The organism is Roseburia sp. AM23-20 (genome assembly GCF_003470905.1).
Taxonomy (GTDB): domain Bacteria; phylum Bacillota; class Clostridia; order Lachnospirales; family Lachnospiraceae; genus Roseburia; species Roseburia rectibacter.
This window is the reverse complement of record NZ_QRHS01000032.1, coordinates 1-13,944: the sequence shown is the minus strand read 5'-3', so window position 1 is coordinate 13,944 and position 13,944 is coordinate 1. Positions and strand designations below refer to the sequence as shown.

Genomic DNA, 13,944 nt, shown 5'->3' with positions numbered 1-13,944 from the left:
TAATATAGTTCTACCTATCAGACAAAAAAATAACATTCTCTTCCTTAATTTTCAGCGGATGATTCAACAACCATACACGAAACAATCTTTCTGCCAGGAATCCAAATACACGCCTCTGGTAACCATCATACGATTCTACATTAATTCTTCTTTCCACTTCGAACAAAATATCAAACAGCCAATTACAATACTCGTCAAATAAATTTTTCGGAGCAATCATCATATTTCCCAATGACATCAGATTTCTATCCAGACTCCATTCAAACGCCGAATAATCCATTGGATATTTTTCCTTAAGAACCTGCTCGCAAATATTCAGATCCTGTCTATTATGTTGTTTTTCATAATGTGCCCGCACATTTCTTTCCATTGTCATTCCACTGTCCGGGACAATCACATCATATGTTTTCAGACATTCCTCAATATATGCTGTATCTAACAGTACTTTCTGTAATGCACCCTCAAAAACGCTTTCCCGTTTTGTAAAATATCGTCTATAATGGCACACCCCCACAATGTCACATTCAACATTCTTCCATATCCAGTACATTCCTGTAAGCTCGCAATATGACTTATTTTTCTCCGAAATCTGATTCCCTGAATTATCTTTCAGATACCCAAGATCTATGCTTCCCTCACTTCCAACCTGAAGCGGAAGATATCCCTTTTCAAACGGGACCTCAAAATTCTTGTGTGACATAATATATATTCTAGTGTCCACTTTTTAAATCCTCCCCAATTCTTTTGTGGGTATCCATGCATATATATTTTCTTCTGTAGATACCGGATAATATCCTGTGATCAGTCCTTGCTGCACCTGCGTATCTGCCATTTTTTTTTCTGTCATAATTGCTTTTGCATTCTTAAGTACATACATCCATACCTTATTTTTGCATTCTATACTAATTTCATCTAAACTCAACAAGGATGCAACATCAAATTGTTTCTCCTTTCCACTGTCATCCACGATTCCATAATCAATAAATTCCTTTTCTGTTATAATCTCATCATAAATTTTGTCATAAACAGCCAGCCTTATTTCCGGAATCGTATCAATTCCATACAACTTTACATTCATCCCTATTCCGCTGCCTAAAGCCTGTCTTGAAACAGTGCCCATTTTCTTTAAAAACATTCCCACATCTAATACAGTTTGTGCACCACTGCTTTTTATCATCTCAAAGTAAAAATAGCTTAAATCTTTATCCGTTATGATACTGCTCATTTCAAACTTCCTCCATTTTCCGGCTTGAATAACAGCACGCTAACATTCTAACAATTTCTTTATATTATCAATGTACTTCTGTCTATCTCCTCCTCGAAATACAGAACTCTCTAACCATTGCTTTTCTTCTAATATAAGTTCTGTAAACATACTCTCCAGCATGCGAAATGGCTCATATATCGGCATAATATTATATTTCTCTAGTAATGTCTGCATGGAACAAAATTCTTCAAATTTTGGATATGCATAGTAAAATTGTGCAATCGCCCGACACAATACAAATTTAGCTGGAACAGCTTCAAGTATCCATTCCTGATCAAACCATCGTACATTTCCTTCATCATAAAAACCATTTCTTAAAATCATGTCCAAGAAACCCACTCTCAAAATTGGACCATATGCCTTTTCATTTTTTTCTGTACTGTTATCTAATGTATAAAGAATATTCTCTTCCCAATCAATGTAATCTGACGATTCTAATATTTCTTTATATAATAAATCAAAAATCTTATATACATCGTCAATATTTTTACTATGCCAGGCCTCTAATACCTTATCTTCTAACAGTGGTTTTTTTTCAAAATCCGTAACGACTTTTCCATTCTGCCATGTACTTTCCAAAACATTTCTATGATGTTTTTCTAACGCCCGGTCATTTTCAACAATTTGTTTTAAATGTCCCTGTTCACAAGTTTCCGTCAATGCAATCTTTTCAACCTTCCCTTCTTTGGTAAAACGAGTTGCAATACGATACTTTTCCTGTCTTTCGCTTCCCATACTTGAGAAAGTTATTTTTCCAATATCCTGTGAATCCGAACACTCCACCAAAAATGAATTTGCAAAAAATTCAAATACACCATTGTCAATAACGTCTCTGTATAATCCTTTTTCATCTGCTATAAGTGTCGATTTGTCTGGCACATAATAGCACTGCAAATTTTGCATATTGTCATTCTCAGGGAGATAATTTTCTGAGTAAATTACGGTCGGAAGTTTATAATCCGGCATTGGATAATAAAAATACGTATTTTTAAATCCACTCTCTTTAACCAAATTTTCCAGTGCACTTTTGGAGAATGTCCGAACTCCCCTTTGTGTAAAACTATATTGATTCATCCCCTCAAAAGGAATACCTGTATGATCTTCTCTCGCACCACACCAATATTTCAATCCATACTGGTTCTCAATCGCAATTAAAAGTTTACCATTTGGTTTTAACAACTGTTTTATTTTTTTCAAAAAATCTTTATAAGGATTTTCTGAATTTGTATAACTCCCCTGATACTCCAAAACACCAATCAATGTAATATAATCAAACTTCTTTTCAAACTGAATGTCATTCAGATTGCCAACAATGATCTCCAGGTTTTCTTTTTCCCGACATCTTAACCACGCTGCCGTTGCTCTTCGTTTTGACAACTCCACTGCCGTAACGGTCTTGCACTTGCCACATAATACGCTTGTAACTGCACCAAGTCCACACCCAATTTCCAATGCATCACTTTCTTTATTAAAGTCATACCAATTCAAAATATTTTTTCGTAAATGAGTCAAATGGTAATAGGTAGACCAGCTAAAATGTGTATATATCGCATCTGTATAATGTTCCGGTTCATTTTCAGCAATTAATTTAATTATCTCGTCTTCTACATCGCCTTCCGAATACAAATCTTCATTTTTATACCAGTTTAAATTAAATTTCGGTTTTGGGTTCAGCTTTTTAATTACTTCTTCGTACATATCTTTCTCACCTCATGTATTAAATTTTATTAAACATACGCTGTACTCTGTCCTCAAACGTAAAATCCCGTTTTACACGTTCATATCCAGCCTGCGCAATACTTTTCCGTTTTCATAAACGAATACCACTGAAAAAAGTATTTTCATCTTAGTTTTTCCTCTTGTTCCATATTCCCTGTTAATTCTATCAAATTTTAATCTATGAATCCAGTTTATGTATTGAATTATATATTTTTTTTCTTTATACTTGTTTTAAAATCAACAACTAAAATTTAAGGAGGCAAACCAGCTTTATTCTGGAAAAAAATATGAATAATCTATCGCCACAGGAAGAAATGATACAATTAATCACAAACTGTATCTCATCCAATGATTTTGAAACTGCAAAAAAATGTTTAGATATCTATAACTCATCATTTGGACATGATGAGTTTTATACAAAATGTTCCTCGTTACTTTTACAATCTATAGTACCTTCTGTCAGCCTTGTATGCATTTATAACAATGACGAGGATACCTCTTCCATATTTAATGATATCATGCACCATCAGACCTATGAAAATCTTAACATGGCATGTATCTCCTCCGAAAATTTCGAACAGGAATTTTCAGAATATATTTCGTCAACTACAGACAAATATATCTGCTTTTATGATTCCAGCCATACCTATGAAAAGAACAGAATCCCTATCCTTGTATCCATGTTAGAAAACGTACCTTCTGCTAATGGCATTATTTGTGCACGTAATTTCATCGACAGCAATGGATCTCTCATCGCACATCCTGATTTTGTATATCAGGACATGATGGATGATATGGTTTTTGACGGAAAACAATTGTTAACCTATAGTATAGCAAATAATATTAATTTATACGGGAATCTGTCTACTATTTTGCTTTCAACTGATTATATAAAAACTCTTTTGCCATTACATTTCAATGACATTCCTGATTCCATGCGCTATGTGGATTTTCTTTATCAGCTACTGTATCCGGCAAAGATCGTATACACATATTTACCATTAGCATCTACAACGCTGTCCTTGGTTTCTGACGATGCTGCATTGATAAAAGATTACGTTCAGCTTTTACGGTATTATCACGAATCCAACAATTTTTTACAGATACCAGAAAATACTGCTGACTTTACCTGTACCTCCCAACATATTCCCTGTCAAAAGGATATCACATTCTTTTATACAGACATGGGAGAATATTATAATTTAAAACCAATAGCAGACGAAGCAATCATGCGCGGATACCATGTAACATTTACCAAAGACCTCTATCAGTCAGCTGAAATAGGTGTCTACTGCCAGCATGTGTGCCACCCGGAAAATTCCAGGTTTTCAATCATATTACTGCACGACCTTGCACAGGGACATAACCGCTGGCCAAACCTTTGGGAGCTTGAACGCTGGAATAAATTTGATATTGGCATTGTCCCGGGGGCATTCTGGGCAGATCTCTGGTCTCAGTGTGCCTGCCAGTATTACGCAAATCCAAGATGCGGCACTTATCAACTGGGATATCCCAAAAGTGATCTGGTCTCTTCTCAAGATCTTTTGAGACGCGTTGCTGAACTTCGTGAGAAATTCCATATGAAATATGACTTTTCTATTCTCTATGCTCCTTCCTGGGAAAACGATGGAAAAGAAGATGATTTTATCACAGCACTGGCTTCCCTGAATGTGAATCTGCTTATCAAACAGGCTCACTGGTCAGATCGCTACTCTCACATTATTGAGAATATCAGACAGATGCGGGCTCTGCATGAAGGAAAATATGACAATGTATATTATATTGAGCCAGAGGAAAGTATTATGACGGCACTCGCCATGTGTGACCTTGTGGTTTCTGACGAGTCAAGTGTAATGGCAGAAGGTCTGATGTTTGGCAAAATGAGTATTGCTGTTACCGACTGGCTCATTCCTGATACTACCCCAAGCCGTTTTGCGGAAGTTCCCATGGATTATGTTATCAAATGCCAAAAAGCAACTTTGCGATATCATGTAGAACAATTCCTTGCTGCTCCGGAATCATATGATTCTATCCGCCAAAAAGGAGCTAAAGTTATCTCTAATCACGGACATTGCTGCTCCGATATTATGAATGCGATTGCGTACTTTACAACGGATAATCCTGATATTTCTTTGTCCTTTTTAAACAAAAGACTCTCATCCCGTTATTCTATCTGCAGTATGTGGAATTAATACTGATATTGTGTCCTGTTCATAACCAATTACTAACATAGATCTAGCATCATCCTGTATTTTACAAAGACCAGCCTTCAATAATTATAAAAGCTGGTCTTGTAATTTTTATTCAGTTACCTCTTCTGCTGCCTTTCCCAATTCTTCGAATAAAGGAATGACCTTTTTAAATTCCTCTGCCATCTTACTATCATCTTTTAACGTGATAGCGCTTCCCAATGCAATAACTGCCTGATTAAATTTTTCCTTATCGACTCTGGCATGTCCTTCGTTTAAAACATCCATCGTTCCATTTACAACTTCAATTTCCCAGTTAATCGCATTTACAATTGCACTTAAGAAATTATCAGTATCGTCCAAACGTTCTCCCGATAATTCTTTTACAATAATTTTCATATTTTTTACTAAACGCTCATTAAATTCCGTCAATACCTGTAGTGCCTCAATCTTTTCCTTTTTATTATCTTCCATGATGTTCTCTGTCACTCCTGTGACTTTTCCTTTCTGCAAAATGCTATAATATATATCGGTCAATCTCTCCTATTTATTTACCTGTTGTTTAATAACTCTAAAAATTCCTGTGCTCTCTTTCCCCAAGTATGCGCACATCTAGTCTTCTTTTTCCCATTTTGAGCAATACATCTCTGTTTTTCATCATCTGCCAACAACTCCGCAATTCGCTGCGGCAGTTTTTCACACTGATCTAACTTAAAAATCAACATGTCATTTTCATCATAGCGTCCTCGTAAATATGTACTGTCATCTGTGACAAGAACCGCTCCCGCAAGCATAATATTAGCCATTCTTTCTGTAAAACCGGCTTTATGCCATGACATAATATTCAAGGAAAGTTTCGACCGTTTCCAGACTGTGATACTTTCTTCTACTGTAATATCCGGATGGCATCTGACATTGGGATGACTATAAAAAGCTGATTCTTTCCAACTATCTCCAAATAAATCTATTTTTATGTCTCCATTTATAATGATACGTAATATTTTTTCCCGATAATAGTGAATAACACAATAAAATACACGTCGCATCTCGTAAAACAGATTGAGATACTCTTCCTGTGTCAATATGACACCTTGTTCTTCTACTGTCCTGTTAAAAGCTTCTTCTGCCGATAATGACGCATTTTTTCTCATGAGAAGTAATAAATGATTTGCAAAGAAACGCATACTTCTGTTCATCTGATGTATAACCGGAAGCTGACTTCTGTAATCATTGTATGTTCCAACAAATGTAAGATCATACTTCTTTTCTTCTATTCCTGGAATCTCAATTCCAGCAGGTGGAAATAATACCGCATCCATCTTAAAATATTTATGTACAAAATTCACATAGTCACTATCGTGAGTTAACACACAAAACAGATCTAAGTGATGCTGCAAATGATTCTTGAGCCAAATCGGATGATCAAATATAAAATTAAATTTAGGTCCGTAAATATATTGATGCAAATACTCTGTCTCATCCTTTAGCTTAATAGAAAACATATAGGATTGTACCCCTATAATTGCGCAAAAATGCTGATTTACATATCGGGTCACACTTTCAATTGGTTCTTTTCCCATATCAAAATAAATAACATTTTTTCCTTCCTGTTCTAATGCTGCTCCAAATTGCTCTGCAAATACCGTCAGCACATTATGGCATATGTCATCACCTTTATAAATAAGTACAGGCTTCGTCATATCATCAATCCGATAATATTCCCGCCCTTTTTTCATTAACATCTCCAAATATCGAACTGTCTCATCATACGCATCTCTTTTTTCAGCATCCAGCAATATAGCTTCTATCACTTCATCAAACACACCATACTCCTGAAGCTGTATTGAATATTTAGACGCAATATAACAGTCTGTCTCCCATCCATAGCAGGCTTTCATCCTGGGATCATCATCTTCAAATACAACATACTTATCAGAATTTACAGGTTCATTTTCTGTAACAGTCCGAAAAGAAATATGTGTCTTTTCTGCGATACGCAATAAAAGCTCATATTTTTCTCCCGCTTTTAGAACAGGATTTATCCCTCCTGCCTGTTTTACCAAATCTCCCGGTATACACACTTTACCAGCGCATAATGTTTCGTCCAATAACAACTCCAGAAAAGATAATCCACCCTCTCCTGTCTCAACAATCTTCCTCATATCTGTTCCAATTCTTTTTCTATACTCTCTGCATTCCATTGTCCCATACTGTTTAAAATCACATCAACCGGACTGCCACCCCGTGTTCCTGTAAATATTCTTTTGCCTCCCTGGGAGTCTGCTCTGTAAAATGATAAATACTTGCCGCAGCGACAGCGGAAGCTCCTCCATCCATAACTGCTTCTCTCATGTGTTCATAATTTCCTGCACCACCGGATGCGATTACCGGAACTGATACGCATGATGTTACTCTGCGAATCAATTCTATATCATATCCCTGCATTGTACCATCACGTTCCACAGATGTGAGCAATATTTCACCTGCACCTGCATCCACCACTTTTTTTGCCCACTCTTCTACCATATAACCTGTATCTACCGTTCCATCATTTGAAAAGCAGTGGTATTCTCCATCAATATTACGGCAATCTATACTTGCAACGATACATTGTGATCCAAACAGATCCGCTCCTTCTGTTATAAGTGCAATATCATTATATGCTGCTGTATTAATCGCCACTTTATCCGCCCCAGCCCGCAGCAGCTGACGAATCTGTTCAATATTGCAGATACCACCACCTACACAAAATGGGACAAAACACTCTCTTGAAAAATCCCTGATTTCATCATAATCCGGATCCCTTTTTTCATTAGTTGCCTCAATATCCAATAATATCAGTTCATCTACTTCACGCATATTGTAAACTTTGATTGCCGGTAAAACAGTATCAACCCTTCTCCAGGAATTAAAACCTACTCCCTTTACAAGTCCTACTGATTTATATAACAATGTTGGTATAACCCGCACTTTCAGCATTTTTTATCCTCGTCTTACATTTTCAAGAAATTTTTTATTAACTTAAAACCTGCCTTCTGGCTTTTTTCGGGATGAAATTGCGTCCCCACAATATTATCTCTTATTACCACTGACACAAATTCTCCACAATATGGAGTTACAGTAACAACATTCTCCGGTCTTTTCGCATTAAAATGATAACTATGTACAAAATAAAAATTTGTACCATCTTCTATTCCATCCAATATCGGTTGTTCCTGTTTCTTTATAATATCATTCCATCCAACATGAGGAATCCGTTCATTTCCTGTTTCAGGCACAAAACGTACAATCTCTCCAGGTATATATCCCAGACCCTGACACTCCCGTACTTCATAACTTTTATCAGCCAGTAACTGCATTCCCAGGCATATTCCAAGAAGTGGTGTTTCTTTCTCTATTACTGCCCTCTCTAACTCCTCTGTCCATCCATTTTTCTTCAGATTTTCCATAGCATCCGGGAATGCACCAACTCCGGGAAGCACAATATATTCTGCCTCCCGGAGTTCTAACGGATTATCAATGATAACAGCATCCGAACCACACTTTTCAAAAGCACGCTGAACAGACAAGAGATTACCCATTCCATAATCAATAATTGCTGTTTCCATTTTATTTTAATGATCCTCTTCTACATTATCATAATTAATTTTAGTCAGATTTCCTTTTTTGTCTTTGATCAATTTTCCATTTTTATCCGTCAAAAACAGTTTTTTGTTGGTAAATTCATCACAAACCTTTATAAATTCATCCACAGTAATATCCAACGGTTCCAAAATATCTTCAAGTCTTTTATCAAGATACGTCCATCGAAAAGCTCCATCCCGTTCTTTTACGATTTTCATTGCTTCATCCCTTGATATTCTTCCTCTGCGGATATGCATGGATGCCTGATCTGAACAGCGCCCAAAACCAAATTTCAGGAATTTAAAATACTCATGTATCCCTGCCTGATAATTATCAAGATTTTCATAATCGTCATAATCACCCTCTACTACTTTGCCCCAGCTCTCAAAACCATGTGCTTTCGCCACTAAGACATTATGCAGACCTTCCCACGGAATATAATAACCAAGAAAAATACCAGTTACCCCTACACGCTTTAATTCTTCATCTGATGGATATGTAAATGGTATTAAATCCTTTTTCGTAATTCCTTCCTGACCAACCAGATCATTTACACGAAGCCCTAACATTCCTCCAAACTCTTCTAACCATCTACGATCTAATACATTGTTTTCTACTGCTGCTGCAGGTCCTCCATATTCATTTTGGGAATTTTCTCCCCAGATGATCAACGGAATATTAAAATTAACTGCCATTCTCACCGGTACGGTAAAAATACTTACATGTTCCGGCCATGAAATATCCCCTACTTCCAGCAGTCCTATCCGGTTTAATTTTGCGCGGACAATACGGTTTGTTGTGACCTCAATATAATCCACACCCATTTTTTTTATATTTTCAATATTTCTTCGTCCAATATCAGTAAGATCGCACGTTGTCGCAGTAACACACAATGGATTCATTCCCAGTTCTAACATGGTGACTACCTGATAGGTACTATCTTTACCACCGCTTACCGGAATAATACAATCCCAATTACTTCCATCCTTAGATCTATATCTGTCCAATATAGCCATTAACTCTTTTTTTCGCTCATCCCAATCTACATTTTTACGATTTTCATAATTTCGACACGCATTACATATTCCTTCTTCATCAAATGCCAAATGAGGTTTTGTACTTGGCAGACAGCAGCGTTTACAATACTGTATCATAATTCTTCCTCCATACCTTCACTATCAATTAGTGTTCTTTTACATTCTTTAGTCTTTCTGCGATATCATCTACAGAAAGCCATTCCGTATTCTTTCCAGAACTATATTCAAATCCCTGTTCTACTTTTTTCCCTCCCGGCTGGATTCTTGAATCATCCCACCAGTCAAAATGCGGATAAACAATAAAATGTTTTTCATACTCGTATGTCATCATAGAATCTTCTCTTGTAACCATGATTTCATGCAGTTTTTCTCCCTCCCGGATACCAACTTCCGGCATATCGCACCCCGGCAGTATCGCCTGCGCAAGATCCGTTATTTTAAAAGAAGGAATTTTTGAGATAAACGTTTCTCCACCCTTTGCCTCTGAAAGAGCTTTTATAACAAGCTGCACCCCCTCATCCAGACTGATCCAGAATCTTGTCATACGATAATCCGTAATCGGAAGTGATCTTCCCCCGTTTTCTACAATGTTTCTGAAAAAAGGAATCACAGAACCACGGCTTCCTGCAACATTTCCATACCGCACAATAGAAAAACATACATCTTTTGCACCTGCATATGCATTCGCAGCAATGAACAACTTATCAGATACAAGTTTTGTTCCACCATAAAGATTAATTGGGTTTACCGCCTTATCAGTTGATAATGCGACTACTCTTTTTACTCCACAGTCAAGTGCAGCATCCACAATATTCATTGCTCCGTTAATATTGGTCTTCACAGCTTCCATAGGATTGTATTCACATGCCGGCACCTGCTTTAACGCTGCCGCATGAACTACATAGTCCACACCGTCAAATGCGCGGTACAGCCTTTCTTTATCTCTCACATCACCAATAAAAAAGCGCAGCTTATCTCCATATTTTTTAAATTTATTTGCCATGATAAACTGCTTGTACTCATCCCTGGAATATATAATGATTTTCTTCGGATCATAGTGTTCTAAAACATATGTTACGAATTGATTTCCAAAAGAACCTGTCCCACCTGTTACTAAGATTGTTTTTCCATTTAACATATAAGCCTCCTGCTTTATCTTGCAGCATCCTGCTGCCATAGTACTAATATTATTATCGTACTTTTAAGGTTTTCTCATAACCTCTATAAAAAAATTCATATACGGTTCCATATTTCCCTGCTTGTAACTTACCGGATATTTAGTATATAATAACTACATATAAAAAGCAATTATGTTGACAGGAGTGTCCGGTATGAACATATTATTTTACCGCTATGGCAGTATCTGCGAACCCGATATCATCCAATCTTTGAAAGGACTTGGAAATAACGTTGATGAAATTACCGTCGAAATTTATAATAAAGATTTTACTCCTTCTGAAGGCGTCCGACTTTTAACTGACACTTTATTTGCACACAGTTATGATTTTATATTCAGCATTAATTTTTATCCATTTATTTCAGAGGTATGCAATATCTTCCATTTACGATATATTTGCTGGACTGTGGACAGTCCGATTGCCGAGTTATATTCGTCTGCGATCTGCAATCCATGGAATCGCATTTTTTTGTTTGACCGAGCACAATATAATACCTTTCATCCGTATAATCCGGACTGTATCTTTTATCTGCCACTTGCCAGCAATCCATCCCGCTGGTTTTCTGTCATTCAAGCTGCAACATCTTCTGACATTTCCCGTTTTACAGGTGACATTTCCTTTGTTGGCTCCCTATACACCGAAAAATGCAGTCTTTATGAATTGAGTTGTCTTCCTGATTATCTGCACGGATATCTCGACAGCATTATGCTCGCCCAGTCAAAAGTCTACGGTTATAATTTTCTGGAAGAACTTTTATCAGACACTTTGGTAGATGCCCTCAGACCTGTTCTGGAAAGCAAATATACATTTGAAAAAGAAACACCCGAAAACATACGCTCATTACTTGCACAATTTATATTAGAACCGAGTGTATCTGCGCTGGAGCGCCAGCAAACCATGAAACTGCTAGGTTCCCGTTTTCCCGTAAATCTTTATACCGGAAGTAACACAAAAGGATTACCTGTAATCAATGGTGGAACTGTGAAGACACTTACTGAAATGCCACTCATTTTCCATTACAGTAAGATTAATCTGAATATTACCTCAAAATCTATCCGTTCAGGTCTCCCCTTACGAATTTTTGATATATTAGGCTGTGGTGGATTTCTCCTGACCAATTACCAGCCTGAACTAAGTGACTATTTTACTCCTGGATATGATCTTGTATGTTATTCCAGTGAGGATGAACTACTCAAAAAAACCGAATATTATCTTTCTCACGAAAAAGAAAGGATTGAGATTGCCCAAAACGGTCTGCAGACTGTAACACAGTATCACAATTATCCAGAACGCCTTTTACAGATCATCTCTATGGCTTATGGTATTACGAAAGGATAACAATGAAAATAATATTTTTAGACACCCCAGCTTTTGCAAAACAGGATATGATAGATGCTTTTGAAGCCAGCCATGTAAGCTGCGATCTGTTCTTCCATCCTGCTTATAATGAACGTTTCGACAAAGCATTTGAGACTGCATTCTATGACTTTGCAGAACATAATAATTATGACTTTGTATTCTCCTTTAACTATTTTCCCGTTTTATCCAACTGCTGTCAAAAATACGGCATTCCTTATGTATCCTACATCTATGACTGCCCTTTAACAGCCCTGTATTCCTGCAGTCTTATCAATTCCTGCAATTATGTCTTTCTATTTGATAAAACAACATATCTTACCTTTAAAAATGCTGGCATACCAACGGTATATTATCTTCCGTTAGCTGCAAATGTTAAACGGCTTTCCTCCATGACCTGTTCTCCAGAACTGGCTTTGCGCCTGTCCTCCGAAGTTTCCTTCGTTGGTTCTCTTTATAATGAAGATCATAATTTTTATGACAGGCTCACCTCGATCAGTGATTATACCCGTGGATATCTGGATTCTATCATGAATGCACAGCAGAACGTATATGGCACTTTTTTTCTGGAAGATCTTCTCACTGCCCCTGTCTTAGCTGATCTGCAGAAATGCATTCCTTATCAACCACTGCCTGATGGCACTGAAAGTCCTGCATATGTATATGCAAATTATTTCCTATGCAGAAAAATCACCTGCAATGAAAGACATGATTTACTCAAAGCAGCTTCTGAGCAATTCCAGTTAAAATTATATACACATAATCCTCCTGCTGACATGCCCGCTGCAGAATATGTTGGTCCGATCGACTGGTATTCTGTTATGCCTCTCGTATTTAAGAATACCTGCATCAATTTAAACATCACATTAAAAAGTATCCAGTCCGGCATTCCTTTACGCGGTATGGATATTATGGGAAGTGGTGGATTTTTACTAACCAATTATCAAAATGATTTTCTGGATTTTTTTATATCTGACGAAGACTTTGTCTTTTATGAAAACAGCGAAGATTTTCTTTCAAAAATACGTTATTATTTACAGCATGACACAGAACGCAGACAAATCGCAGCAAATGGCTTTGGGAAAATAAAAGATATGCATACTTTCTCCCATCGAGTTCATACTATTTTAAATATACTGAAAAATTAATTTTTATTTTGTATCTAAAGCTGAAATTCTCCTGATTCCCGGCAAATAAAAAAGTCGACAGATAAACTGCCGACTTTTTTAATATAAAAATCTGAATTACTGTAACAGTGATAATACACCCTGAGTAGACTGGTTAGCCTGAGCAAGCATAGACTGTCCTGCCTGAGCAAGGATGTTATTCTTGCTATATGTAACCATCTCTTCAGCCATATCTGTATCACGAATACGAGACTCTGCAGACTGTGTATTCTCAGAAATGTTATCCAAGTTAGCGATTGTATGTTCAAGTCTGTTCTGTAATGCTCCTAAGTAAGAACGCTGTGTAGATACCATGCTAATTGCATTCTGAATTTGGGACATTGCCTGACCAGCATTGGTAAAGCTTGTCATCTTTAATGCATCAACACTAAGTGCTGTTGCACTCAT

The 13,944-nt window shown here is 36.8% G+C and carries 13 protein-coding genes; 3 read left to right on the top strand and 10 right to left on the bottom strand.

Annotated features, from left to right (window positions below):
- Nucleotides 1–10: 10 nt before the first annotated feature.
- From DW650_RS17420 to DW650_RS17410, 3 genes are read right to left on the bottom strand one after another with little or no spacing between them, the layout of a single operon-like run.
- A complete protein-coding gene (locus DW650_RS17420; protein WP_243091670.1) occupies nt 11–721 on the bottom strand; it encodes a DUF4422 domain-containing protein in 711 nt (236 codons plus the stop codon).
- A 3-nt stretch (nt 722–724) separates the two neighbouring features.
- A complete protein-coding gene (locus DW650_RS17415; protein WP_118210668.1) occupies nt 725–1,225 on the bottom strand; it encodes a hypothetical protein in 501 nt (166 codons plus the stop codon).
- 39 nt (nt 1,226–1,264) lie between these two features.
- The gene (locus tag DW650_RS17410) at nt 1,265–2,965 is read right to left on the bottom strand and encodes a class I SAM-dependent methyltransferase (protein WP_118210667.1); all 1,701 of its coding nucleotides are present in this window, start codon (nt 2,963–2,965) and stop codon (nt 1,265–1,267) included.
- Between the two features lie 308 nt (nt 2,966–3,273).
- Here DW650_RS17410 and DW650_RS17405 point away from each other — a divergent pair, with 308 nt between their 5' ends.
- Entirely contained in the window at nt 3,274–5,178 is a 1,905-nt protein-coding gene (locus DW650_RS17405; protein WP_118210666.1) for a CDP-glycerol glycerophosphotransferase family protein, read from the top strand.
- A 108-nt stretch (nt 5,179–5,286) separates the two neighbouring features.
- On the opposite strand, the gene DW650_RS17400 is transcribed toward DW650_RS17405, so the two are convergent.
- The 6 genes from DW650_RS17400 to pseB all read right to left on the bottom strand — a co-directional run bounded on the left by DW650_RS17400 (nt 5,287) and on the right by pseB (nt 10,974).
- The gene (locus DW650_RS17400) at nt 5,287–5,664 is read right to left on the bottom strand and encodes a hypothetical protein (RefSeq protein WP_330414689.1); all 378 of its coding nucleotides are present in this window, start codon (nt 5,662–5,664) and stop codon (nt 5,287–5,289) included.
- Nucleotides 5,665–5,726: 62 nt separating this feature from the next.
- On the bottom strand, nt 5,727–7,337 hold the full coding sequence (locus DW650_RS17395) for a glycosyltransferase family protein (RefSeq protein WP_118210687.1): 1,611 nt from the start codon (nt 7,335–7,337) through the stop codon (nt 5,727–5,729).
- A gap of 58 nt (nt 7,338–7,395) precedes the next feature.
- On the bottom strand, nt 7,396–8,154 hold the full coding sequence (gene hisF / locus DW650_RS17390; RefSeq protein ID WP_118210665.1) for an imidazole glycerol phosphate synthase subunit HisF: 759 nt from the start codon (nt 8,152–8,154) through the stop codon (nt 7,396–7,398).
- Nucleotides 8,155–8,168: 14 nt separating this feature from the next.
- Nucleotides 8,169–8,783, bottom strand: coding sequence for an imidazole glycerol phosphate synthase subunit HisH (gene hisH, locus DW650_RS17385; protein WP_118210664.1), 615 nt, complete (start codon nt 8,781–8,783; stop codon nt 8,169–8,171).
- 6 nt (nt 8,784–8,789) lie between these two features.
- Nucleotides 8,790–9,953 carry an N-acetyl sugar amidotransferase gene (locus tag DW650_RS17380; RefSeq protein ID WP_118210663.1) on the bottom strand — a complete coding sequence of 388 codons (1,164 nt, stop codon included), beginning with the start codon at nt 9,951–9,953 and terminating at the stop codon, nt 8,790–8,792.
- 28 nt (nt 9,954–9,981) lie between these two features.
- Nucleotides 9,982–10,974, bottom strand: coding sequence for a UDP-N-acetylglucosamine 4,6-dehydratase (inverting) (pseB, locus tag DW650_RS17375; protein ID WP_118210686.1), 993 nt, complete (start codon nt 10,972–10,974; stop codon nt 9,982–9,984).
- Nucleotides 10,975–11,167: 193 nt separating this feature from the next.
- On the opposite strand from pseB, the gene DW650_RS17370 reads away from it, so the two are divergent.
- Complete coding sequence (locus DW650_RS17370; protein ID WP_118210662.1) at nt 11,168–12,352, top strand: CgeB family protein; 1,185 nt, start codon at nt 11,168–11,170, stop codon at nt 12,350–12,352.
- Nucleotides 12,353–12,354: 2 nt separating this feature from the next.
- Nucleotides 12,355–13,518 carry a glycosyltransferase family protein gene (locus tag DW650_RS17365; RefSeq protein ID WP_118210661.1) on the top strand — a complete coding sequence of 388 codons (1,164 nt, stop codon included), beginning with the start codon at nt 12,355–12,357 and terminating at the stop codon, nt 13,516–13,518.
- 96 nt (nt 13,519–13,614) lie between these two features.
- On the opposite strand, the gene DW650_RS17360 is transcribed toward DW650_RS17365, so the two are convergent.
- On the bottom strand, nt 13,615–13,944 hold a 330-nt coding region (locus DW650_RS17360), incomplete at its 5' end, for a flagellin (RefSeq protein ID WP_279217028.1).